26 protein-coding genes are annotated in these 23,676 nt (G+C 59.0%); 17 read left to right on the top strand and 9 right to left on the bottom strand.

Annotated features, from left to right (window positions below; translation table 11 throughout):
• The first annotated feature begins 33 nt into the window (after positions 1 to 33).
• The 5 genes from nrdD (at position 34) to folB (ending at position 5,001) form a co-directional block, all read left to right on the top strand.
• Positions 34 to 2,256: an anaerobic ribonucleoside-triphosphate reductase gene (gene nrdD, locus ABCP74_RS01115; protein WP_343001063.1), complete on the top strand. Its 2,223-nt coding sequence runs from the start codon at positions 34 to 36 to the stop codon at positions 2,254 to 2,256.
• 426 nt (positions 2,257 to 2,682) lie between these two features.
• Complete coding sequence (nrdG, locus tag ABCP74_RS01110; protein WP_343001062.1) at positions 2,683 to 3,264, top strand: anaerobic ribonucleoside-triphosphate reductase activating protein; 582 nt, start codon at positions 2,683 to 2,685, stop codon at positions 3,262 to 3,264.
• 66 nt (positions 3,265 to 3,330) lie between these two features.
• Complete coding sequence (folE, locus tag ABCP74_RS01105; protein WP_006234408.1) at positions 3,331 to 3,888, top strand: GTP cyclohydrolase I FolE; 558 nt, start codon at positions 3,331 to 3,333, stop codon at positions 3,886 to 3,888.
• Positions 3,889 to 3,890: 2 nt separating this feature from the next.
• Positions 3,891 to 4,472 (top strand): HD domain-containing protein, encoded by a 582-nt coding sequence (locus ABCP74_RS01100; protein ID WP_343001061.1) that lies wholly within the window; start codon positions 3,891 to 3,893, stop codon positions 4,470 to 4,472.
• A 43-nt stretch (positions 4,473 to 4,515) separates the two neighbouring features.
• The gene (gene folB, locus ABCP74_RS01095) at positions 4,516 to 5,001 is read left to right on the top strand and encodes a dihydroneopterin aldolase (RefSeq protein WP_343001060.1); all 486 of its coding nucleotides are present in this window, start codon (positions 4,516 to 4,518) and stop codon (positions 4,999 to 5,001) included.
• Between the two features lie 6 nt (positions 5,002 to 5,007).
• Here folB and ABCP74_RS01090 read toward each other — a convergent pair whose 3' ends face one another.
• Both ABCP74_RS01090 and ABCP74_RS01085 read right to left on the bottom strand, forming a co-directional pair.
• Positions 5,008 to 5,784, bottom strand: a complete 777-nt coding sequence (locus ABCP74_RS01090; RefSeq protein WP_343001059.1) for a M48 family metallopeptidase — start codon at positions 5,782 to 5,784, stop codon at positions 5,008 to 5,010.
• Positions 5,785 to 5,858: 74 nt separating this feature from the next.
• The gene (locus tag ABCP74_RS01085; RefSeq protein ID WP_343001058.1) at positions 5,859 to 6,872 is read right to left on the bottom strand and encodes a dipeptidase; all 1,014 of its coding nucleotides are present in this window, start codon (positions 6,870 to 6,872) and stop codon (positions 5,859 to 5,861) included.
• Between the two features lie 120 nt (positions 6,873 to 6,992).
• On the opposite strand from ABCP74_RS01085, the gene ABCP74_RS01080 reads away from it, so the two are divergent.
• From ABCP74_RS01080 to ABCP74_RS01070, 3 genes are all read left to right on the top strand, one after another.
• Complete coding sequence (locus ABCP74_RS01080; RefSeq protein ID WP_343001057.1) at positions 6,993 to 7,421, top strand: FKBP-type peptidyl-prolyl cis-trans isomerase; 429 nt, start codon at positions 6,993 to 6,995, stop codon at positions 7,419 to 7,421.
• A 3-nt stretch (positions 7,422 to 7,424) separates the two neighbouring features.
• A complete protein-coding gene (locus ABCP74_RS01075; RefSeq protein WP_343001056.1) occupies positions 7,425 to 8,003 on the top strand; it encodes an urease accessory protein UreE in 579 nt (192 codons plus the stop codon).
• 84 nt (positions 8,004 to 8,087) lie between these two features.
• Positions 8,088 to 8,885, top strand: coding sequence for an HAD-IIB family hydrolase (locus ABCP74_RS01070; protein WP_343001055.1), 798 nt, complete (start codon positions 8,088 to 8,090; stop codon positions 8,883 to 8,885).
• 14 nt (positions 8,886 to 8,899) lie between these two features.
• Here the strand turns inward: ABCP74_RS01070 and ABCP74_RS01065 are convergent, their stop codons facing one another.
• The 5 genes from ABCP74_RS01065 to ABCP74_RS01045 all read right to left on the bottom strand — a co-directional run bounded on the left by ABCP74_RS01065 (position 8,900) and on the right by ABCP74_RS01045 (position 12,422).
• Positions 8,900 to 9,280, bottom strand: coding sequence for a Fur family transcriptional regulator (locus ABCP74_RS01065; RefSeq protein ID WP_006234400.1), 381 nt, complete (start codon positions 9,278 to 9,280; stop codon positions 8,900 to 8,902).
• 61 nt (positions 9,281 to 9,341) lie between these two features.
• Positions 9,342 to 9,752, bottom strand: a complete 411-nt coding sequence (locus ABCP74_RS01060; RefSeq protein ID WP_195503337.1) for an acylphosphatase — start codon at positions 9,750 to 9,752, stop codon at positions 9,342 to 9,344.
• A 2-nt stretch (positions 9,753 to 9,754) separates the two neighbouring features.
• Positions 9,755 to 10,861, bottom strand: coding sequence for a Gfo/Idh/MocA family protein (locus ABCP74_RS01055; RefSeq protein WP_195503336.1), 1,107 nt, complete (start codon positions 10,859 to 10,861; stop codon positions 9,755 to 9,757).
• Positions 10,862 to 10,934: 73 nt separating this feature from the next.
• Entirely contained in the window at positions 10,935 to 11,471 is a 537-nt protein-coding gene (gene rnhA, locus ABCP74_RS01050) for a ribonuclease HI (protein WP_343001054.1), read from the bottom strand.
• Positions 11,472 to 11,519: 48 nt separating this feature from the next.
• Positions 11,520 to 12,422 (bottom strand): LysR family transcriptional regulator, encoded by a 903-nt coding sequence (locus ABCP74_RS01045; protein ID WP_117640815.1) that lies wholly within the window; start codon positions 12,420 to 12,422, stop codon positions 11,520 to 11,522.
• A 273-nt stretch (positions 12,423 to 12,695) separates the two neighbouring features.
• Between ABCP74_RS01045 and ABCP74_RS01040 the strand changes: the two genes are divergently transcribed.
• The 3 genes from ABCP74_RS01040 (at position 12,696) to ABCP74_RS01030 (ending at position 15,500) form a co-directional block, all read left to right on the top strand.
• Complete coding sequence (locus ABCP74_RS01040) at positions 12,696 to 14,006, top strand: O-acetylhomoserine aminocarboxypropyltransferase/cysteine synthase family protein (RefSeq protein ID WP_343001053.1); 1,311 nt, start codon at positions 12,696 to 12,698, stop codon at positions 14,004 to 14,006.
• Positions 14,007 to 14,319: 313 nt separating this feature from the next.
• Positions 14,320 to 15,096: a hypothetical protein gene (locus tag ABCP74_RS01035; protein WP_343001052.1), complete on the top strand. Its 777-nt coding sequence runs from the start codon at positions 14,320 to 14,322 to the stop codon at positions 15,094 to 15,096.
• A gap of 185 nt (positions 15,097 to 15,281) precedes the next feature.
• Positions 15,282 to 15,500, top strand: a complete 219-nt coding sequence (locus ABCP74_RS01030) for a hypothetical protein (RefSeq protein WP_343001051.1) — start codon at positions 15,282 to 15,284, stop codon at positions 15,498 to 15,500.
• Between the two features lie 90 nt (positions 15,501 to 15,590).
• Here the strand turns inward: ABCP74_RS01030 and ABCP74_RS01025 are convergent, their stop codons facing one another.
• The gene (locus tag ABCP74_RS01025) at positions 15,591 to 16,505 is read right to left on the bottom strand and encodes a ketopantoate reductase family protein (RefSeq protein ID WP_343001050.1); all 915 of its coding nucleotides are present in this window, start codon (positions 16,503 to 16,505) and stop codon (positions 15,591 to 15,593) included.
• 117 nt (positions 16,506 to 16,622) lie between these two features.
• Positions 16,623 to 16,817 (bottom strand): cyclase family protein, encoded by a 195-nt coding sequence (locus ABCP74_RS01020; RefSeq protein ID WP_343001049.1) that lies wholly within the window; start codon positions 16,815 to 16,817, stop codon positions 16,623 to 16,625.
• Between the two features lie 162 nt (positions 16,818 to 16,979).
• On the opposite strand from ABCP74_RS01020, the gene ABCP74_RS01015 reads away from it, so the two are divergent.
• The 6 genes from ABCP74_RS01015 (at position 16,980) to ABCP74_RS00990 (ending at position 23,572) form a co-directional block, all read left to right on the top strand.
• Positions 16,980 to 18,167 (top strand): aldo/keto reductase, encoded by a 1,188-nt coding sequence (locus ABCP74_RS01015; protein WP_343001048.1) that lies wholly within the window; start codon positions 16,980 to 16,982, stop codon positions 18,165 to 18,167.
• A gap of 93 nt (positions 18,168 to 18,260) precedes the next feature.
• Positions 18,261 to 19,280: a Gfo/Idh/MocA family protein gene (locus ABCP74_RS01010; RefSeq protein WP_343001047.1), complete on the top strand. Its 1,020-nt coding sequence runs from the start codon at positions 18,261 to 18,263 to the stop codon at positions 19,278 to 19,280.
• A 172-nt stretch (positions 19,281 to 19,452) separates the two neighbouring features.
• Positions 19,453 to 20,319 (top strand): deoxyribonuclease IV, encoded by an 867-nt coding sequence (locus ABCP74_RS01005; protein WP_343001046.1) that lies wholly within the window; start codon positions 19,453 to 19,455, stop codon positions 20,317 to 20,319.
• Between the two features lie 147 nt (positions 20,320 to 20,466).
• Complete coding sequence (locus tag ABCP74_RS01000) at positions 20,467 to 21,327, top strand: ABC transporter substrate-binding protein (RefSeq protein WP_343001045.1); 861 nt, start codon at positions 20,467 to 20,469, stop codon at positions 21,325 to 21,327.
• 118 nt (positions 21,328 to 21,445) lie between these two features.
• On the top strand, positions 21,446 to 22,807 hold the full coding sequence (locus ABCP74_RS00995) for an ABC transporter permease subunit (RefSeq protein ID WP_343001044.1): 1,362 nt from the start codon (positions 21,446 to 21,448) through the stop codon (positions 22,805 to 22,807).
• A 12-nt stretch (positions 22,808 to 22,819) separates the two neighbouring features.
• Positions 22,820 to 23,572 (top strand): amino acid ABC transporter ATP-binding protein, encoded by a 753-nt coding sequence (locus ABCP74_RS00990; protein ID WP_006234381.1) that lies wholly within the window; start codon positions 22,820 to 22,822, stop codon positions 23,570 to 23,572.
• Positions 23,573 to 23,676: the final 104 nt, after the last annotated feature.

Here is a 23,676-nt window from a genome sequence, read left to right as displayed (position 1 = left end):
GCAATGAGGCTACGATGCGAAAGAGGCAAGAGGATGAAGATCATCAAGCGCAGCGGCACCGAGGTTACCTTTGACATCGATAAGATCGTCAATGCGATCCGCGCCGCAAACTTGGAGGTCGAGGAAGGCTCTCGCCTTACCGACCGCCAGGTGATCTACGCAGCACAAAACGTCGCTGAGGCATGTGAGAAGGCCGGTCACACCGTATCGGTCGAGGAGATCCAAGATCTGGTCGAGGACGAGATCATGCGTCTCGACTGCTACGAGGTCGCTCGCCACTACATCATCTACCGCTATGTTCAGAGCCTGAAGCGCCAGAAGAACACGACCGATGACAAGATCCTGTCGCTGATTGAGTGCAATAACGAAGAGGTCAAGCAGGAGAACTCCAACAAGAACCCGACCGTCAACTCCGTTCAGCGCGACTACATGGCCGGCGAGATTTCCAAGGACCTGACGCAGCGCGTGCTGCTGCCCCAGGAGATCGTGGATGCTCACAACGAGGGCCTGATTCACTTCCACGATTCGGACTACTTTGCCCAGCACATGCATAACTGCGACCTGGTGAACCTGGAGGATATGCTCCAGAACGGTACTGTTATCTCGGGTACGCTGATTGAGAAGCCGCACAGCTTCTCGACGGCCTGCAACATCGCGACGCAGATCATCGCCCAGGTTGCTTCCTCCCAGTACGGCGGCCAGTCGATTTCGCTGACTCATCTCGCCCCGTTCGTCGAGGTGAGCCGTCAAAAGATTCGCGGCGAGGTTGCTCGCGAGCTTGAGGAGCTCGGCGTTTCCGCATCTCCCGAAAAGGTCCGCGAGGTCGTGGAGGATCGTCTGCGCGACGAGATCCGCCGCGGTGTCCAGACGATTCAGTATCAGGTCGTGACGCTTATGACCACGAACGGCCAGGCACCGTTCGTGACGGTCTTCATGTATCTCAACGAGGCCCGTACGCCCCAGGAGAAGCATGACCTTGCCATGATTGTGGAGGAGACGCTTCGCCAGCGCTATGAGGGCGTTAAGAACGAGGCTGGCGTGTGGATCACTCCGGCGTTCCCCAAGCTTATCTATGTGCTCGAGGACGATAACGTTTACGAGGATTCCCCGTACTTCTACCTGACTCAGCTGGCTGCGAAGTGCACCGCCAAGCGCATGGTGCCCGACTACATCTCCGAGAAGAAGATGCGCGAGCTTAAGCTGTCGAAGGGCGAGACCGCGGGCAACGGCGATTGCTACACCTGCATGGGTTGCCGCAGCTTCCTGACGCCCGATCGCTCGGGCAACGGCTTTAACAACGTGGCCAACGCGCTCAATTATGATCCGAACAAGCCCAAGTACTACGGCCGCTTTAACCAGGGTGTTGTGACCATTAACCTGCCCGATGTCGCGCTGAGCTCGCATCAGGACATGGACAAGTTCTGGAAGATCTTCGACGAGCGCCTTGAGCTGTGCCACCGTGCCCTGCTGTGCCGTCATGAGCGCCTGATGGGCACGCTTTCGGATGCCGCGCCGATTCTTTGGCAGTACGGTGCCCTGGCGCGCCTTAAGAAGGGCGAGACGATCGACAAGCTGCTCGTGGGCGGTTACTCCACCATTAGTCTGGGTTATGCCGGTCTGTATGAGTGCGTCAAGTACATGACGGGCCACAGCCACACCGAGAAGGAGGGCACGCCCTTTGCCATGGCGGTCATGCAGCACATGAACGACAAGTGTGCGGAGTGGAAAGCCGCGAGCGACATCGATTTCTCGCTGTACGGCACGCCGTTGGAGTCGACGACGTACAAGTTCGCCAAGTGCCTGCAGCGCCGTTTTGGCATTATTCCGGGCGTGACGGACAAGGGCTATATTACTAACAGCTATCACGTCCACGTGTCCGAGGAGATCGACGCATTCGACAAACTCAAGTTCGAGGGCATGTTCCAGCAGCTTTCGCCGGGCGGTGCCATCTCCTACGTCGAGGTTCCCAACATGCAGGACAACCTCAAGGCTGTCATTCGCGTGATGCAGTACATCTACGACAACATCATGTACGCCGAGCTCAACACCAAGAGCGATTACTGCCAGGTGTGCGGCTACGACGGTGAGATTAAGATTGTCGAAGATGACGGCAAGCTGGTGTGGGAGTGCCCCAACTGCGGCAACCGCGATCAGGAGAAGATGAACGTCGCCCGTCGTACGTGCGGCTACATCGGTACCCAATTCTGGAACCAGGGTCGAACCGAGGAGATCCGCGACCGCGTGCTGCATCTCTAATAACCATCCCAGGCCGCCCCGTAGCGAGGCCCCGGACCTTTACTCGCTATTTCGGACAGTCCTGGCTCACGACGGAGGCGCCACTGGCGCCTCCTGTTCGTGCGGAACTCATATCGAGCAAAGGTCCGGGGCCTCGCTACGGGGCGGCCAAGTTGACGTAGCTGAGATGCAGTATGCGGCCTGCTCACCCCTCGAAGTTCTTAGCGGAAATGAGTTGACTTGCAACAACGCTTTGCTTGTGATGACGGTTGAGCTGCAACAAAGTTTTTATTAGACCTCGAACCCTATACTCGATGTTCGCTTCGTTCATTGAGTTACCCTTTGCATGAGGCCGGGACATATCGTCCCGCCCGCAGTTTCGCAGGCCGCAGGCCGAGAATGTTTGAGGACGGGATGATATGTCCCGGCCTCCCGGGAGAGTTATCTATGAACTACGCGAACATTAAGTATTTCGACATTGCTGATGGGGAAGGTGTTCGTACTTCTCTGTTTGTGAGTGGGTGCCGTCGTGGGTGCAAGAACTGCTTTAACTCCGTCGCGTGGGACTTTGCCGCGGGCGAGCCATTCGATCGCGCCGTCGAGGATAAGATTATCGAGAGTCTCGACCATCCCTTTATTGATGGACTGACGATTCTGGGCGGGGAGCCGATGGAGCCCGAGAATCAGGCGGGTCTCGTTGAATTTATCGAACGCGTGCGTGCTGCCTATCCTGTGGAGTCGGGGAAGACCATTTGGTGCTTTACCGGCGACGTGCTCGAGGAACTTATGCCGGGCGGCCGTCATCATACCGAGGCGACGGACCGTATCCTTGCCTGCCTCGATATGTTGGTGGACGGCCCTTTCGTTCAAGACCTGTACGATATCTCCTTGCGTTTTAGGGGTTCGAGTAATCAGCGGGTGATCGACATGAACGCCACGCGCACTCGTGCCGCGCGCGAGGGCGTTTCGCTTTGCGACGCTGTGGAGCTTTGGCGAGACGATCCGGTCTATTCGACCCATACTATGTAGCTTGTGGCCGATGCCGGAGGGCGTGGTACCATAGCGCGAACGCAAAATCGGAAGAGTGAGGCCTAGATGGTCGATCAGGAAAAAGTTGAGACCGCCATAAAGCTGTTGCTTGAGGGCATAGGCGAGGACCCAACTCGTGAGGGCCTGCTGGAGACGCCGGCACGCGTCGCCCGCATGTATGGCGAGATTGCCGGCGGCATGGACCAGAGCGCTGAGGAGCACCTGTCCAAAACTTTTGCCGTCGCTTCGAACGATTTAGTTATCGAGCGCGACATCACGTTTTACTCGCTGTGCGAGCACCATCTGCTGCCGTTTTATGGCAAGGCTGCGATCGGCTATATCCCTAACGGCCGCGTGGCGGGTCTGTCTAAGCTTGCTCGCACGGTTGAGGTCTATGCCCGTCGTCTGCAGCTGCAGGAGCAGCTGTGTACACAGGTTGCCGATGCCCTCATGGAATATCTTGCCCCCCAAGGGGCAATCGTGCTGATGGAAGCCGAGCATATGTGCATGACCATGCGCGGCGTGCAAAAGCCCGGCACCAAGACCGTAACGCTTGCTCGTCGCGGTGTCTTTGAGACTGATCCGTCGCTCGAGGAGCGATTCTTTAGGATGCTGGGCCGCTAACCATGAGGGTCGTCAACGACTTTGCATCGAAGACCGATGAGGGAACGCCGCGTCGTGGCTTTATGGCTTCGGGCCTGACCCCCTTTGGTGCCATGCCTCGCATTGACTACATCTGTGCCAACGGGCTGTTCCGGCGGCATCTGGGCAACATTGCGCAGTTGGAATCGGGGCGCATCTTTTGCCGCCACGGTATTGACCATCTGCTGGATGTCGCGCGCATTATGTGGATCAAGAATCTTGAGGAGCAACTCGAATTTGACCGCGAGGTCATCTATGCCACGGCACTTCTTCACGATATCGGCAAAGATGAACAGTATGAATCGGGTATATCCCATGATGTTGCAAGCGAACGCGTCGCTGATGCGATTCTCGGCGGCATGCCCGAAGACGTGGCGTTTGAGCCGGCAGATGCCGCAGCCATTAAGACGGCCATTCTGGGTCATCGAAAGCTGCGCGTGAACAGCCAGCCGCTTGAGCGTCTGCTTTATGCAGCCGACAAAGCGTCGCGCGCCTGCTTTGCATGCCCTGCGCGCAATGCCTGCAACTGGAGCGATGATAAAAAGAACCTGTCGATTCGCGTGTAGTCGGTATGCGCGGTCGGGGTTCTGAACGAAGGAGACGATCGCGATGAGCAACAAGAAACTGCCCGAGAATGCAACCAAGACCGAGGGCGCCGAGCTCGCCCGTCGTGGCAGGGGCGAGATTTCCACCGCAACGGCAGTGCCTCATGTGAGCTATGACGACCTGCGCCATGCCGACCGCATTACTATCGACGGTCTCGAGGTCTTTGCCAACCACGGCGTGTATCCCGAGGAGAACGCCCTGGGGCAGAAGTTTGTCGTGTCCTTGGTGCTCTATGCCGACCTGCGCGCGGCAGGGGAGCACGATAACCTGGATGCCTCGATTGATTACGGCTCGGTGTGCCACGATGTCGACGGCTATCTGCGCGAGCATACGTTTAAGCTCATCGAGGCCGCGGCCGAGGGTGTGGCCTCGATGCTACTACGTCGTTACCCCTTGCTGCTTGGCGTGCGTGTTAAGCTCGATAAGCCTTGGGCGCCCGTCGGTCTTCCCCTGGCAAGCTGCGGCGTCGAGATCGAGCGCGTGCGCTAACCGGTTCTAATACGTCTCTATGGGCGGTTTTTTGAGCCGCTGCGACAGAGCTCTGTTGTTGGGGCAGTACGTGTCGAGGAGGGCGTGGAACCGCTGATTGTGGCTTGGCTCGAGCAAGTGGACGAGCTCGTGGGCGACAACCATGTCGAGGCATTCGACGGGGTAGGCGGCAAGTTCGCGTGCGATGCGAATGGCGCCGGTTTTGGGCGTGCACGAGCCCCAGCGCGTTTTCATGCTGCGTACGGAAACGCGGGAAACGGTGACACCCATTGCGATTTCGTATGCGTGCACCATATCGCGCAGCGCTGATGTGACCTCGGACATATAGAGCTGGTCGATGTGGGCTTGGAGCTCATCGGACGTTAGGCCGTCGAGAGCCGTGAGCTGCTTTGCCTGCGTGCGCCCACTTGGCTCATCGGTACCCATAAAACTTGCGAAGGTAGCCTGCTTGGGTCGCGGTGCGGGTGATGCAAAGTTGTGGTCGAGCGCATCCTGTACCGTGATGGGCTTGCCCCAAAGTGCAATGATGGACGAGGGACTGAGCGGTTCTCGCGCCGTCGCCTGACGTTGCTCGCGCTGGGCAAGTCTGCCGATAATCCAGGCGCTGTTGCGCTTCACAAACGCTTCGATACGCTCGCGGCTGGCGCCGAGCGGTGCGCTGGCGTGGACCTCACCGCTCGATGTGACGCGTAGGTTGAAGTTCTTGACGCGCTTTTTGGTAACGACGACGGGGATGGATGTGCCATCCGGTCGGGATACGGAAATCGTAAACTGCTGCGTCAAAAGTGATCCTTCAGATTGGGGATGGGCCGGCATGTCGATCGCTTGACATGCCGGCCCGCTCAAGGGATGTGAAATTAATAACGCTCAAAGAAGGCAAGCGCGTTGTCGCTGCAGAGCTTTTGCATCACGGTCTTGCCAAAGTGCTTGGAGAGCATGTTCTGGAACTCCGGCATCATGCTGGCATCGGAGAGGAAAGCGGGTACCGTGGCGCCGTCCCAGTCGCCGCCGAGCGCGATGACATTTTCGCCGCCCAGGTCGAGCCAATGCTCGATATGTGCCGCCAGCTGGTCGAAGGTGACGTCTGCGGCGGTCTCGTCGGTTGCTTCGTTGGAGAGGAACTCGCTGCAGTAGTTGAGGCCGACGATGCCGCCCATGTCGCGAATGGTGCGGAACTGGTCGTCGGTGAGGTTACGCTTGACGCCGCAGACGGTACGGGAGTTGGAGTGGCTGGCGACGAAGGGGCGCGTGGCATGGGCGACAACCTCGTCAAAGCACTCATCGTTGAGGTGGGAGACGTCGAGCACCATGCCGGCGTGTTCCATCTGCGTAAGCGCCTCGATGCCGGCGGCGGTGAGGCCGGCGTGGGTGTCGTGGCCGCTCGCGAGCGGTCCCTGCGCGTTCCAGCTGAGCGATGACATGAGAACGCCCAGGCTCTTGAGCACCTCGATCAGCGCGGGGTCCTCGGCAAAGAACGTGGCGTTTTCGATGGTGTGGATGCAGGCAACCTTGCCGTCCTTGAGTGCAGGGCGAATGTCAGCGGCGCTGCGCACGTTGACCATGCGGTCGTGGTTGAGCATGGCCTGACCGCTCATGTGCGCCATGATCTGCGCCTGGAAGCGCGCGGCGTGGGCGGTGGGAATCTCGTCGGGGACAAACGTGGCGAAGCACTGTGCCCATGGCGTGTTGCCGATCTTTGCGAGCGAGATGGCGCAGGCGTTGCCCTCGATGAGGTCGAAATCCTGCGGATGCGTTTCGTCGCCGGGGAAATAGCCGTCGGTGCCGGCGGTAAAGCGCAGGTCGAGATCGAGCGTGGCCCAGCCGATGCGGTCGGCGGTGTCGCAGTGTAGGTCAAATACGGGATATGCCATGGTTCCTCCGGTTGCAGCGTTTCTTTGCAAACTGTCTTTGAATTGTATGACTAGGGTATAGTTAGCGCCATATGTTCACGGCGGCCCGCGTTGTGCGCCGCCCTTATCACGGAGGTTACCATGTCCAACCAGGGCAAGAAGGTCAAGACCCATTATCGCGGCACGCTCGACGACGGCACGCAGTTCGATAGCTCCTACGATCGCGGCGAGCCGCTGGAGTTCACCTGCGGCGCCGGCCAGATGATCAAGGGCTTCGACGCCGCTGTTGTCGACATGCAGGTGGGCGAGAAGAAGACCGTGCACATTCCTGCTGTCGATGCCTACGGCGAGCGCAACCCCGAGATGGTCCTGACCTTCCCGGCCGAGCAGGTTCCCAATATCGAGCAGATCGAGAAGGGCATGAAGCTCTTCCTGTCCACGCCGAGCGGCATGCCCGTCCCCGCCGTGGTCATCGATGTGACGGCCGAGGCCGTGACGCTCGACGCCAACCACGAGCTCGCCGGCAAGGACCTCAACTTTGATATCGAGCTCGTCGAGGTCGAGGACTAGTTGATGTCCGTGGACCTGGTAGCTACGGAGCGCTTGGGAAATCTCAACGACCCGTCCTATGAACTCCTGCTTCGTCGGGAGCTGGGTGGCGTCTTTGAGGTTGACGAGCTGCTACTCGATTGGGACCAGGCTGATGCGCGCCTGTTTGTGGGCGTGACGGAGCTGGGGCGCACGGTGAATGCCCGGCTGGATGCCACTGATGGCGAGCGTCTTGCCGACGGTGACGTGCTCGCTGTCGACCGCACGGGCGCGGTGCCCGTGGCGGTTGTCGTGCGCCTGCGCAGCGCCGAGGTCTATTTGGTCGAAGTCGACCGCATGGATCCGATTGTGCTCGCACATGCGTGCTGGGAGATCGGTAATATGCACGCGCCGCTTTTCCGAGGCGATTCGGACGAGCATACCGTGCGCATGTATACGCCGGTGCAACCGGTTTTGGGTCGCATGCTCCGGGGTATCGAGGGCGTTCGGCTCTCGGTGGTCACACGCGAGCTCGATGCCGGTCGACGCTTTGCATCGAGCGCGGCGGATGTCGTTGTGAGTATGGCTCCAGACTTTACGATCGTAAAGAAGGCACGCGGTTAACGTGCGTATAAGTAAGACGGACTTTGAGAGGCAACTATTCAAAGTCCGTCTTACTGTTGATGAGATGCTGTGGGGGGAAAGCATATGGGTCTTGAAGGAATCAGGCTGATTGCATGCGATTTGGACGGCACGTTGCTGCATCCGGGGGAGCGCGAGCCGCGTTCCGAGGCCTTTGAGCTCATCGATGAGCTGCATCGTCGCGGTATCGTGTTTATGCCGGCGAGCGGCCGTCAATATGCGAGCTTGCGCTATCTGTTTGCCCCGGTGGCCGATGAGCTCGCCTATGTGTGCGAAAACGGAGCCCTGGTGATGAGCGAGGGGCATGCCGTTGTCAAGCGTTCCATGGAGCGTAGCCTTGCTATGGATATCGCGAATGCCGTGGTCGCCTTTCCCCATGCCGACGTGACCCTTTCGTGTGAGGGGCACCTCTATACCATGAGCGGCAACGATGCGTTCGTCGACCATTTGCGTTACGAGGTCCACTGCGATGTGGCGGTGGTCGACCGTCCCGAGGACATTGACGAGGATGTCATTAAGATTGCGTTTCAAACGCCCGAGACAGAGCAGCCGGCGGCGCTGGAGTATTTCGAGCGCCTCTTTAGCGACCGTGTCGACGTGATGACGTCGGGAACCGAATGGACCGATTTTATCGGCTTTGATTCGGGCAAAGGGTCCGCGCTTGCCGATTATGGTTGCGCGCTGGGGATCTCACCTAACGAAATGATGGCGTTTGGCGATAACGAAAACGATCGCGACATGCTCAACGTGGTGGGCCATCCCTATCTGATGGAGAGCTGCAATCCCAGCATGCGCGGTGTCAATGACCGTGTCCGCTACGTGCGCGCGGTTGAAGAAGAGCTGTGTCGTCTACTTGCTGAGTAGGCATGTCCCAAAATCTACCTACAGTTGGGGCAGAGGCCCTCGAAGATGGTGTAGTGCGAGGTGACGTTCCAGCCGATTTGCTCGGACGCCTTGGCGTCGAGTTGGGCATCGAAGGGGAGCGGTACGTCGATGACGCGGCTGCACGAGGTGCAGATGATATGCGCATGCGGCTCGATCGTGCGATCGAAGCGGCTGCCGCCCGGCGTCTTGATGGAGAGGATCTCGCCGGCGTCGGCTAAGAGATTGAGATTGCGGTAGACCGTACCGCGGCTGATTTTGTCATCCTGCGCGCGCACGGCGTTGTAGATCTCATCGGCGGTGGGGTGGTTATAGCTTTGGCGCACGGCGTCAAGAACCAGCTTCCGCTGCTTGGTGTTTCTTCTTTGCACCGCCATGCGCCTCGCCTCTTTTCTGTCAACGGTCGTAGGTAAATGATACCGTATTTAGCACACAATACTAATAACGAGGACTGAAACCGTCTTCATTGGTAAGTGGGGCTCGGGCCTGGGCGTCTGCGAGGCGAAAACGCGTTCCCATGCGCTCGTAGGAGGCATGAAGCGCCTCGAGATGAGATAGGATGTTTGCCGGAGCCCCCTGTATCTCCATCTCGACGGAGCCGTCTTCCATGTTACGCACCCAGCCGGTGAGTGCGCGTGCCTGCGCGAGGTTGGTGTTGGTAAAGCGAAAACCAACGCCTTGGACTTGCCCCGTCCAGTGCAGGAAGTAGCGCAGGGGAGTGTCTTGAGTGGCTTCGTCGCTTGCGAGCACAGTAAGCCTGCGGCGCAGCTCGAGCTCGATGTTTGATGGTTTTTGAGGCTCTCGACTGCTGCCGGTGACGCTGGAGAAGAACGTATCGAAGAGGCCCATCGCTAGGCCTGCTTGACTGAATCGGCGGGGAAGGTAATGCCGGCCTGCTGACGCACGGCATCCATGATGCGGAGCGAGACGAGCGTGACATCGCGGTAGTGGCCGAGCTCGTGGCGTCCCGCCGGGGTCTCCCAGATCTCTTCCTTAACGTTATCGATATTACCGATGGCGGTGATAAAGTCTATGAGTTCGTATTCCATAGTGTTGCTCGATTTGGGCAGATCGAGCGCGCGGCCGTTGTCGTCCTGTTCGCGCGGTGCCTCGGTCGCCGAGCCGCGTACGACGTCGCCGCGATAGTCGATGCGGACGTTGCGGGGCGTGGACAGATGGTCGATCTGGATAGTGCCACGCTCGCCTTCGATCTGCGAGGGCAGCAGGTCATTCGTAATTTTGGAGTGCGCGAGCTCGACGGAGATACGGCCACCGCCATAGCTGGCGAGAATGGAACCGCAACCGTCGATGGGGCCATGGGTGAGCTCTTGCGTTGAGGGGTCGAGCAGCGTGGTCATGCTGGTGAGACCAGAGGGCATGCCGAAAATCTCGACCATGGGCTCGACGGCGTAGACGCCAATGTCCATGAGGGAACCCGATGCCATATTGCAGTCGAAGATATTGGTGGCGCGTCCAGCGAGGATTTCGTTGTAGCGTGAGGAATACTTGCCAAAGCGCAGTGAGGCGCGGCGAATGGGCGCAATCTCGCCCAGAGCGTCCTCAATGGCGTGGAAGGCGGGGTCGTGAAGCGGGCGCATGGCCTCGAGGGCCACGACGCCTGCTGCCTCGGCAGCACGGAAGACTTCCAGTGCCTGCGCTTCGGTGGCGCAGAAGGGCTTCTCGACGATGACGTGCTTGCCACCGGCGATGCAGGCGAGCGCCTGCTCGTGATGGAGCGCGTTGGGGCTGCCGATGTAGACGGCGTCGACGTCGTCGGCGGACGCAAGCTCGTCAAGTGCGGTGAAGTTGCGTTCGCCGCCGTGTTCGGCGGTAAAGGCGGCGCCACGATCTGCGTCGCGCGAGAGCGTGCCTACGAATGTAGCCTGGTCGTTGGCATTGACGACTTGGATAAAGTCGTCGGTGATCATGGATGTGCCGATGGTTGCGATGCGCAGCATGTGTCCCCCTTGCGTTGTTTGGCCTACAGGACGAGTGTAGCGCGGGAGGACATAAAAGCGTGCGAAAACGCCGTTACAGGTCGCTCTCGCTAAAGCCGGTGTCGATATCGAGGTTGGCTCCGTCGGCCGCGGTGGTGGCGAGCTCGTCGCAGCGCTCATTGAGCTCGTGGCCGGCATGCCCCTTAACCCAGATGAACTCCACCTTATGCTTGCTCTTTGCGGCAAGCAGGCGCTCCCACAGGTCGCGGTTCTTGACGGGCTGCTTGTTGGCAGTTTTCCACCCGCGCTTTTTCCAGCCGTCGATCCAGTGTTTGTTGAAGGCGTTGACGACGTATTGCGAATCGGAATGGACCTCGACCTCGCAGGGGCGGTTAAGTGCCTCGAGCGCCACGATGACCGCCATGAGCTCCATGCGGTTGTTAGTGGTCTTGGCGTAGCCACGCGAAAGCTCGGAGGTGAAGGTCTTGCCGGCGGGGTTGGTGTACTTGAGCACGGCGCCGTAGCCGCCGTGTCCCGGATTTGATCGGGCCGAGCCGTCGGTATAGATGATGACCTTCACATGGTTCCTTTCGTTGGGTACGCTTCGTGTGAGTGACCATTGTAGCGCCATGCCCGCCGGGGGCTAGCTATCTACGATTTCTACCCCGTCTTCCGACAGTTAGTTGGCATGGATGATGCGGTTGAGCTCGTCGAGGTATTGTTGCAAGAGGGGAGAGGGCTTGCGCTCGTCGTGCATGATATAGCCTACGTGCATCGTTGGGGCGTCTGCTAGCGGGATCGATGCCATACCCCATTGCATTTCATTGGAAAGGACACCGGTCGATAGGGTGTAACCGTTCGACGTGATAAGTAAGTTAGTGAGCGTCCCGCGGTCCGAGATTCGTATGTTGCGGTCGCAGGGGATATAACTAAAAGGTTCCTCGGCGTAATAGAAGGAGTTTGAGGTTCCCTGCTCAAAGCTGTAGCGCGTATAGGGTGTGAGGTCGGCAAGGGACAGCTGGGGGCGGCGTGCGAGCGGGTGGCGCTCGCTAACGAAGACGTGGACCGTCGCGTCGAAGAGGGGATGGAAGCTTGCGCGGGCATCGGCGAAGGCCTTCTGCAAGACACGGGTATTAAAGTCGTCCAGATAGAGGATGCCGATATCGCTGCGAAATGCGCGGACGTCGTCGATGATCTGCGAGGTGGTGGTCTCGCGCATGATGAACTCGAACTTACTGTCGCGGCAGCGCTCGACGACGTTGACAAAGGCCTCGACCGAAAAAGCGTAGTGCTGGGCCGAGATGGCAAGGCGCGCCTGGGGTGTGCCGCCGTCCTCGTAGCGGGCCTCGAGCATGTCGGCCTGCTCCACGACTTGGCGCGCATAGCCTAAGAGCTCGGTACCGTCGTTGGTGAGCGTGACGCCGCGGCTGGAGCGCGTAAAGATTTCCAGATGGAGCTCCTGCTCGAGGCTTTTGACGGCGTTTGAGATGTTGGACTGAGCGGTATAGAGGCGCTGAGCTGCGGCGTTGATTGAGCCGGACTCTGCCACGGCAATCAGAAAACGAAGCTGCTGGAGGGTCATCGACGCCCGTCCTTTCGATAGCTATCTAAAAAACCGATAACAGGTTAGCGCTTTTAAGTGATTGACCGAGCGAAACAATGCTCGTACTATTCAAAACACACAAAGGCGGTAGGTAATTAAGCCGACCACGGAACCGGGATGCGAAAGGAGGCCCGCATATGAATTGCTTACCAAGACGAATGCCGGGCTCCTGCTTGCGCCCGTCGGCGTGATCAGGAGACAGCGACTTATTTCTCTCTTTTTATTTACTTTCGTTCGATCAAGGAGATCATCATGAGCCAGTTTATCAACAACCCCGAGCACACCTTTGGTTTCGATACCCTGCAGCTGCACGTTGGCCAGGAGAGCGCCGATCCTGCATCCGACTCCCGTGCCGTGCCTATCTACCAGACCACGAGCTATGTGTTCCGCAACTCCCAGCACGCCGCCGACCGCTTTGGTCTTGCCGACGCCGGTAACATCTACGGCCGTCTGACCAACTCCACCCAGGGCGTCTTTGAGGACCGTATTGCCGCACTCGAGGGTGGTGTGGCAGGTCTTGCCGTCGCCTCCGGTGCTGCTGCCATCACCTATACCCTGCAGGCTCTTGCCCAAGCCGGTGACCACGTGGTGGCTCAGAAGACCATCTACGGTGGCTCCTACAACCTGCTGGAGCACACGCTCTCCCAGTTTGGTGTCGAGACCACCTTTGTCGACGCCCACAACCTGGGCGAGGTCGAGGGTGCCATCAAGGACAACACCACGGTCATCTATCTCGAGACGCTCGGCAACCCCAACTCCGACATCCCCAACATCGACGCCATCTCCGAGATTGCCAAGAAGCATGGCCTGCCGGTTGTTGTCGATAACACCTTCGGCACCCCGTATCTGTTCCGTCCGCTGGAGCATGGCGCCAATATCGTCGTCCACTCCGCGACCAAGTTCATTGGCGGTCACGGTACCTCGCTGGGCGGCGTGATTGTCGATGGCGGCAACTTTGACTGGAAGGCGAGCGGCAAGTATGCGCAGATCGCCGAGCCCAATCCCTCCTACCATGGCGTCTCATTTGCCGAGGCTGCCGGTCCCGCCGCCTTCGCAACCTATGTCCGCGCTATCCTGCTGCGTGACGAGGGCGCCTGCATCAGCCCGTTCAACGCCTGGGTCTTGCTCCAGGGCACCGAGACCCTGTCGTTGCGCGTTGACCGTCATGTTGAGAACACCAAGAAGGTCGTTGAGTTCCTGGCTGGTGACAGCCACGTCGCCAAGGTGAACCACCCGAGCCTGCCTGAGCACCCCGATCACGAGCTCTATCAGAAGTACTTCCCCCGTGGCGGCGCCTCGATCTTTACCTTTGAGATTAAGGGTGGTCAGGAGGCAGCTTGGAAGTTCATCGATCATCTGCAGGTGTTCTCGCTGCTCGCCAACGTGGCCGACGTCAAGTCGCTCGTCGTGCACCCGGCTACCACCACGCACTCCCAGCTCTCTGCCGAGGAGCTCGCCGAGCAGAACATCACGCCCTCCACGATTCGTCTTTCCATCGGTACCGAGAACGCCGAGGATATCATTTGGGACCTGAAGCAGGCCTTTGCCGCACTGGACGAGTAGGGCGACTTGTGCAAGGACCCCTTGCGACTCGATAGGTATAACTGCATAAAATGCCTGCTCAAGGCGCCTGCGCAAGCAATGGTTGCGTAGGCGCCTTTTTTTGCATAGGGAGGGCGCTATTACAGGGTTTTTGACATGCTTTATGCAATCGAGATGTGGAAAACTCCTGTTGAGAGGATGTGAGTTTTACGCAAATGACGTGCACCTTTTGAGAAAAACCGCAGGTCGCGATTTGCTCGGGGTACTATGCAGCGCGATCGAATCACACGCAGCTTAATCGCAGCAAAAACTCACTACGGAGGTTTCCAGCTACATGAGGATCGATTCACGAAAACCGAAAGCCGCCGCCCTTTCCGCCGCTCTGACTGTGGCACTTTTGGCGGGCGCCGGCGCAACCGATGCCCACGCGGCAACACTGTCCGACACGGTCGGATCCACGCCGTCCGAGGCGACGCTGATGCAGCCCGTCGACTATCGCGGCGACGGCTTTGGCTCCATGCAGGAGTGGAACGCCTCTATGGGGGCCAAGCGCGATTCCCTGGAGGTCCGCGCCCAGATCATCATGAACATGTACGGTGACTATGCCACCGATGACGAGCGCGCTGTACTGCAAGGTTGTATCGATGGTGCGGGCGGTCTTTTGACGATGGAGGAGGTCGACGCCAAATCGACCGAGCTCGATGAGCTGCGCACGACGCTTGAGGATGCCAAGCGTGAGGCGCTCGAGGCTGCGGCCGCCGAAGCCGAGGCCGCTGAGGCCGTTCAGGCTTTGTATTACAACGCCGGCTCCGGCTCGTCTTACGCGTCTGCTGCGTATTACGCGAACGGCTCGGGCCTGACGCGCTCGAGCGGCGTCAATAACTATAACGGTCGTCGTGAGACCTATTACAGCAGCAACGTGCTCTACCATCACCGCACGGGCGAGTGGACTCAGGATTCCGAGGGTTTCTGGCGCGATGCCGACGGCTACTATGTTGTGGCAGCGAGCGATAAGTCCCAGGGCTCCACTTTTACGGGCTCTAAGGGCGAGTGCAAGGTCTACGATTCGGGTTGCGCAGCCGGAACTACCGACTACTATACCGGTTGGTAATCTGCCGACATCGATTGCACATGATGGACGGGCGCCTTTACCGAGTTTTAGGGCAACGTAAGGGCGTCCGTTTTTATTTGCATTTGGGTTAACAGAGCGCTTACCGTGGCAGTACGCCGCGCATATGGGCGCTGGGCACACTAAGTCCCGAGAAACAAAGTCTTTCTCGTGGAGGAAGTGGTCCCATGAACGCTCGAGATGTCGCTATTGCCGTCGTTGCCCTTTTGATCGGATGTCTTGGTCCGACGGCGGCGTTAACTGCCGGCTTGCAGTCCGCTATGGGCGCCGCTCCTGTGGTTGTGGGCGCCTTGATTGCAGCGGCGCTGCTGGGAAGCGCCGGCGTGCTACTTTGCCGCGATGACGAGGATGAGGTTCCGGAATCGCAAAATAGACCTCAGTTTTAGCCTCGAGCCAAATGCGACAGGCCTTCGCGAAGACGGAATCCTCGCGAAGGCCTGTCTGCTTGTATTGCGCGCGTCGCGATGCGGCCGAGGCTACCAGCTGCTTTCTATTTCGCGAATCCTCTGGTAGAGCCAATCGTTTTGCGGCACTTGGATATCGTGTTTGGCTGCGAGGCGGCAAATGGTGCCCGCGAACTCCTCGACTTCGGTTCTTCGTTGCGCGATGCGGTCCTGCGCCATCGAGGGCATACCGGTGGGGTCGATTCCCTCGATGAGGTGCACCATCTGCGTCAGGTCTGCCTCGGTCAGCTCAATGCCCTCGGCGTTGGCGACCGCAAGCGTCTCTCGCATGGCAGAAACAAAGCAGCGACGCTGCTCGGAGCCCGGCTCCGTGGCGCTTCCGTAGGTCCCGCCGTAGGCCATGCAGGTCTGGTTGATGCCGTCGTTGAGCATGAGTTTGGCCCACATGCGGTGCACAATGTCGCTCTCGACGGTATGGGCGATGCCGCAGCGCGTGTAGAGCTCGTCGATTGCGGTGATGGTTGCGGGATCCGTATCGGCCGCTGCGCCAAAGCGGATTTCGCCCGCATTGGTAAAGGTGAGCGCGCCGTCGAGGAATACGGCGTCCATGCCCTGGCAGATACCCAGGACGGTGTGCTTCCAGTCAAAGCGCTCGGCAATCTTCTGCTCGCTCGTAATGCCGTTACACAGCGAGGCGATGAGCGTGTTGGGTCCCACGACGCGCTCCATGGTCTTGAGTGCTTGGTTGAGTCCAGTCGTCTTGACCGTGAGAATGACCAGATCGGCGGGTGTCGCCTCGCTGGCGCGGACGGACTTGAGTACGCAGGGCTTGCCGTTGACGGTGAGCGCGTCGTTCGCATGGCGCTCAAAGCGAGCGTCGTCCATGACGTATTCGACGGCATCGTTGCCGAGTGCCTGGGCGATCATACTGCCGTAGAGTAGCCCGACGCCGCCCTTGCCGATAAAGGTGACCTTGTTGATCTGCATGCGAATCATCTCCCCATATAAAAGGCGCCCGCGTAAGGGGCGCCTGATGGATTGTATGCCGCCAGCGCACCTTGTGCATGCAGGGCGGCGATTTTTAAATGAATGGACGCGCGGAGCTTACGCTGCGGGGCAGACCGCGAAAACGCGTGCGGGATATCCAACGCCATCGCGCACCTTGGGGAAGGTGCAGAAGATGACGGCGCCTGTGGCGGGAAGTTCGTCCAGATGGTCCATGACCTCGATCTGATAGCGGTCGACCGAGAGGATGTACTGCTCGCCGGGATAGGGGTAGACATCCTCACGTGTGATCACGGTCGCCTCCTTTCATCGGGCTTTTTGCTGATGTTAAAGCGGTGTCGTGACGGCTCGATTTCTGCTGCGTTACGATACGTTCTCGATTGCGATTCCAATGTGTTTCGATGGCGCGGCCGTTGTGTTTCGCCTCATTAAGGCTTCGAGGGGAGAGGAGGGGCAGTGCAATATCGCGTTGACCCCAAAAGCGGCAACCGTATCTCGGCGCTGGGACTGGGCTGCATGAGGTTTCCCGGTGCGCCGGGACACCCCGATGCGAAGACGGCCGATGTCATCATCTCCCGTGCGGTGGAGCAGGGGATTAATTATCTGGATACCGCGTATCTTTATCCCGGTAACGAGGTGTGCGTGGGCGCCTCGCTTGAGCGCTTGGGGCTGCGTGACCGGGTGTTGCTGGCGACTAAGTTGCCGCACGCTTCGTGCAGGTGCGCAGAGGATTTCGACCGGTTCTTCGACGAGCAACTGCGTCGCCTGCGAACCGACCATATCGACTATTACCTTATGCACAACATCACCTCGCCCGTGCAGTGGGAGCGCGTGGTAGCGTTGGGTATCGAGGACTGGATTTCGCACCAAAAGGCTGCGGGGCGTATTCGCCAGATAGGTTTTTCGTACCACGGCAGTGCGGCGGATTTCCTCATGATGCTTGACACGTATGACTGGGACTTTTGCCAGATCCAGTACAACTATGCCGGAGAGCGCTACCAAGCGGGAACGGCGGGACTCATGGCAGCCGCCGAGCGCGGACTCGCGGTGTTTGTGATGGAACCGCTTTTGGGTGGACGCCTGGCGGGCAAACTGCCTCCGCGGGCCCGCGCCGTGCTCGATGACGTACGCGATCCGTACCTGAAGACGCCGGCTGCTTGGGGCCTTTCGTGGGTGTGGAACCATCCTCAAGTCACGATGCTGCTTTCGGGTATGACCGATACCGCGCAGGTGGACGAGAACGCGGCATTGGCGGATCGTGCGCTGCCGGATTCGATGACGACAGAGCAGCTCGATACCATTGCACGTGTGCTGGGAGAGTTTGAGAAATCGAATCGCGTGCCCTGCACGGGATGCGGCTACTGCATGCCGTGCCCCAAGGGCATCAATATTCCCGGTTGCTTTGGCGCCTACAATGCGAGCTACGCGCATAGTTGGTTTACGGGGCTGTCTCAATACTTTACGGCGAGCGCGGTGCGGACGAACGAGCCCAAGCTGGTGAGCAATTGCGTCAAGTGCGGCAAATGCGCACGTCACTGCCCGCAGCACATCGATATTCCCGAGCGTCTCGACGATGTGCGCCGACGTTTCCAGCCTGGCCCCGTAACGGCCGCGCTTAAAGCCTTTTGCAAAACGCGCTCCTGATGCCCCTTTTATAACTTGCGGTGGAATAGTTCCTGTTTGCGGCAGAATAGGGGCCAAACAGGAACTATTCCACCGCAACTGAAGGGGGCTGTCGTGGGCCATCGGGATTCATGTGATGATTTGCGTGAGGTTCGTTGGGGCGTTTTGGGCGCTGGGCGCATTTCGCATCGATTTGCATCGTCGCTCAAGGAGGTGGACGGGGCACGGCTTGTGGCTGCCGCCGGTCGCACTCCTTCGCATGTTGAGGAGTTTTGCAGGGCGTTTTCGATTGATGCCGCGCACAGTTATGCCACGGCTGACGATAGCGGCGATGCGGCTTATGATGCGCTGATTGCCGACCCCGATGTCGACGCAATCTACTTGGCTCTTCCACATGGCATGCATACGCGTTGGGCCTGTCGCGCGCTGCGCGCCGGAAAGGCCGTGCTGTGCGAAAAGCCGGCCGTTTTGAATGAAGAAGAGGCTCTCTCGATTGCCTCCGCCTCTCGCGAGCACGGCGTGCTGTTTATGGAGGCGATGAAAAATCGGTTTTGTCCGATGCATACTCGCGTGAAGGGCTTGCTTGCGTCAGGCGAGCTCGGCCGTATCGTTTCGATCGAAAGCGTGCAAAAACTCGATTATGGTGAGTCCCCTTCGAGTTATCTGCTCGATCCGTTGCAGGGTGGCTGTCTATATGACATGGGCTGCTATGCGGTCGGGTGGTTTGAGGATCTGCTTGCGGGTGCGTGCGATGTTTCGTCTCGTGAAGTTCGCTGGCGTGACGTATCGGGCGGTCACGTGGATTGGGCCGATGATATCCATATGAGCGTCGGCGGCATACCCATTCATATGGCGTGCGACGGCAAAGCAGCATATGAAAGCCGCTTAACGATTGCCTGCGAGCGGGGCTCGTTGGAAATCGAGCGCCTCCATCGCCCCGAGCTCGCCCATGTGAAGTGCTCCGACGGACGAGTGCTCGAAATAAATGCCCCGTTTGAGGTCGATGATTTCTGCGGCGAAATTCAGCATGCGACCCAGCTCATCCGGGCGGGGAAACTCGAGAGTCCCGTCATGCCCCTTGCCGCCACACAGCGCTGCGCACGCATTATCGATGCAATCCGTCTAGCCCTCTAGGGCTTGGTGCTGACGCATAGGGGATTATGGCGTTGGCGCCCGTAGCCGTAGCGCTTGGCGGCCCGCATCTCTGATGCCCCTTTTATAAGTTGCGGTGGAATAGTTCCTGTTTGCGGCAGAATAGGGGCCAAACAGGAACTATTTCACCGCAACTGATGAGGGGGAGCTGGAGATGCTGACGATTGGGTGTCATCTTTCGACGACGAAGGGCTATCGGGCGATGGGGGAGACGGCGCTATCCATTGGCGCCAATACCTTTGCATTCTTTACGCGCAACCCGCGCGGGGGCAAGGCGAAAGACCTTGACATGGATGACGTGGCGGCCCTGCGCGAGCTTATGGAGCAAAACGACTTTGGCCCGCTCGTGGCTCATGCCCCGTATACCTATAACCCCTGCTCGGCCAAAGAGCGGGCGCGCGAGTTTGCCCTGGAGGCCATGGCAGAGGACCTGCGTCGCATGGAAGCGCTGCCCGGCAACTACTACAACTTCCATCCCGGTGCGCATGTGGGGCAGGGCTCCGACGCCGGCATTCAGATGATCGTCGACACCCTGTGTCAGGTGATGTCTGAGGGCCAGCAGACGACGGTGCTGCTCGAGACCATGGCCGGCAAGGGCACCGAGGTGGGCCGCAGCTTTGAGGAACTGGCGCGCATCATCGAGGGCGTTGCTGCCGCGCGCCCCGAGCTGTCGGCCAAGCTGGGCGTTTGCCTAGACACCTGCCATGTGAATGACGCCGGCTATGACATCGTCCACGATCTGGACGGCGTACTCGACGAGTTCGATCGTGTGGTGGGTATCGAGCGCTTGCGCGCCGTGCATATTAATGACTCCAAGAATCCCTGCGGCGCCCATAAGGACCGCCACGAATGCATCGGTAAGGGCTATCTGGGTAGTGAAGAGTTTGGCGGTGGTATGCAGGTTATGCAGAATATTGTATCGAATAGCCGCTTGCGCGCATTGCCATTCATTTTGGAGACACCGAACGAACTTGCAGGTTATGCGGCTGAAATCAAACTGTTAAGGTCGTTGCAGCAGTAATGACTGTCATAAAGTGGAGTGCTCCATTCACGTTATGGGTTTGTTTCAATCAGTTTTCTAATTGCGGATTCTTCCATGCGGGTGCATAATAGCCCTCAGTTTTTGCAGGCCCCTGAATCACGTGGGGTCATTGGAAGGAGACTGATTATGAAGCTCAAGAAGCTTGGCGCATTTGCCGCCACGGGCGCCATGGCGCTCGCCCTCGCACTGACGGGCTGCGGCTCGTCCAACGCCACCTCTGGTTCTGATGCCGGTTCCAGCAGCTCTGACGACGCTAAGGTCGAGAAGGTCGACGGCTCCAAGGAGTATGCGCTCGTCAAGGACGGTACGCTGACCGTCGGCACCTCTGCCGAGTACGCTCCGTTTGAGTACAAGGATGACAACGGCGATTATCAGGGCTTTGACCTTGAGCTCATCAAGGCTATTGGCGACAAGCTGGGCCTGGATGTCGAGTACGTCAACAACGACTTCGACACGCTCGTCCCCGGCGTTGCTTCGGGCGCCAAGTACGACGTCGCCATCGCGGCTATCACTGACACGCCCGAGCGTGAGAAGGAAGTCACTTTCTCCGATTCCTACTACATGGACGATCAGGCTATCGTGACCAAGGTCGATAACACCGACATCACGGCCGACAACTACAGCGATAAGCTCAACAGCGCCGACGCTACCATCATCGTCCAGTCTGGCTCGACCGCCGAGGCCTTTGCCCAGGAGAACTTCCCCAAGGCCAAGATCGTCCCCTACAAGGACGCCACCGAGTGCTTTAGCGCCCTGCAGTCCGATAAGGGTGACGCCGTAGTCACCAACCGCTCCGTTGCCAGCCAGCTGACCGCCGAGCAGTTCAACACCTGCCAGACCATCAAGCAGATCAGCACCGGCGAGGAGTACGCCATCGCCATCAACCAGGGCAACACCAAGCTCAAGGACGACATCAACCAGGCCATCAAGGACCTGACCGACGACGGTACCGTCGACGCCCTCATGGCTAAGTACAATATCAAGTAAAATAGCTACTTGATTGCGCGCGGGCCCTTTCCGTTTTGGCGGAGAGGGCCTTTGCGCTTCTCTTGACGGAGAGCGTTTCCGTCTCGTTTTGCCGGCAACTTCTACGATAGGAGCCACCTTGTCTCGACTGAACAAAGGGGCCGCGGAGCAGCGTTTTTCACTGCCCGCCTTGCTCCAAAAGCTAGCCTGCGTCATGGCCGTGGCGCTCGCGCTGGTGTGCGCGGGGGCATATGCGCCCACGACCGCCCAGGCGCTTGAGACCGCAAAGATTACCGCCCGACCCAACACCGGTTCGGGCAGCGCTGTGGTCGGCGGCACCGAGACGCGCATCACCTGGGAAGTTCAGGCCGATGCTGACGAGGAGCTGAGCGGTCTTTCGCTGACGTTTGTCGACGGCACGACGTTTGGTACCGATGACACGCGATTGACGATGCTCTCGGGTGAGGACCTCATGGATCGTACGCCCATGAAGCCCACGTGCAAGGCTGACGGCCAGACGCTCAAGATCGACTTTGGCGAGACGGCGCCTGCCGGCGGCTATTTCCGTGTCGAGGTTTACGGCGTGACGTTTCCCGTCGAGGGCGGCGATGAGGCCTTTAGCGGCACCTATACGCTCGCCGACGGTTCGACCAAGAAGATTTCCAAGATTCCTTCCGTCGAGATCAAGGGCGTGACGGCATTCGATAACTTCCTGGCCGACCTTAAGGAGCAGCCGTGGGTCGAGGCATGGAATTCCAACATGTTCCTTCGCCTGTTCTTGAACCCGGTCATTTTGGTTCAGAGCCTGCCGATCGTCTTTAAGGGCTTCCTTATGTCGCTCTCGATCGTGCTTGTGGCGTTTCCGCTGGCAATTCCCTTCGGTTTCGCCCTATCGCTCATGCGCATTTCCAAGTCGCGCATCCTGCGCTGCCTTGCCGGTATCTACGTGAATATCATTCGCGGTACGCCGGCGTTCCTGCAGATCTATATCGCGTTCTTCGGTCTGCCGTTGGCCGGCGTCAAGGTTGATGACTATGTGCTCGGCGTCATCGTCATGGCCATGAATTCGTCTGCCTATCTGTGTGAGATCTTCCGTGCCGGTATTCAATCGATCCCCAAGGGTCAAAACGAGGCTGCTCGCTCTCTGGGCATGAATGCCTTCCAGACACTGCTCTACGTTATGATTCCGCAGACGTTCCGCAATGTTTTGCCTACGCTGACCAGCGAGTTTATCTTGCTTTACAAGGATACGTCGCTGCTTGCGGCCGTGGGTGTGGTCGAGATCGTCATGAACGCCCGTACCATCGTGGCCACGACGGGCTCCATCACGCCGTATGTGGTTGCCGCCCTGTTCTATCTGGTCATCACCCTGCCGCTCGCTCGCTTGGTGAGCGGTCTTGAGGCGAGGCTTTTGGGCACGGCCGAGACCAAGAAGAAGCGTCCCGCCAAGAGCGCCGGACAGGTTGTCGCGACGCCTGCCGATCACATCGCCGGTCTGTAAGGAGGTCCTATCATGAGCGAAACCAATAACTCGAACGAGGTCGTCGTCAGTATCAAGAACCTCCAGAAGGCCTTTGGCGACAACGTGGTCCTGCGCGATATCGATCTGGATGTTCACAAGGGTGAGGTCGTTGTGGTCTTGGGCCCCTCGGGCTCGGGCAAGTCGACGATGCTTCGCTGCATCAATCGTCTGGAGCATCCCACGAGCGGCTCGATTGTCGTTGAGGGCGTGGACGTGTGCGCCAAGGGCGTCGACCTTAACAAGGTACGTACGCATCTGGGTATGGTGTTCCAGCAGTTCAATTTGTTCCCGCACCTGTCAGTCAAAAAGAACGTCATGCTCGCGCAGCAGAAGGTACTCAAGCGCAGCAAGGAAGAGGCCGAGAAGATTGCCGTCGAGGAGCTGACCAAGGTCGGTCTTGCCGAGCGTATCGACTTTATGCCGAGCCAACTCTCGGGCGGCCAGCAGCAGCGCGTTGCCATCGCCCGCGCCCTGTCGATGAATCCGCATGTGATGCTCTTTGATGAGGCCACGTCGGCGCTTGATCCCGAGCTTGTCCGCGACGTCCTTGGCGTCATGCGCGACCTGGCGCACGACGGTATGACCATGATCGTCGTGACGCACGAGATGGGCTTTGCCCGCGATGTCGCCGACCGCGTCGTCTTTATGGACGGAGGCGTCATTGTAGAAGAGGGTACGCCGAGCGAGGTCTTCGACCACCCCAAGAGCGAACGCACCAAGGCGTTTTTGGGCAATATCTCGTAGCCGGTTGATGTAACTGCCGTTATTAAAGAGCGGGGGCTGGACTTGAATCCAGCCCCCGCTCTTTTGTAGGGATGGGGATGCGCTTTGATGCAGGCTCTTTTGGA

The sequence above is a fragment of the Collinsella aerofaciens genome, assembly GCF_039062315.1.
GTDB classification, from domain to species: Bacteria; Actinomycetota; Coriobacteriia; order Coriobacteriales; family Coriobacteriaceae; genus Collinsella; species Collinsella aerofaciens_BG.
This window is presented reverse-complemented; position numbering and strand designations above follow the sequence as displayed.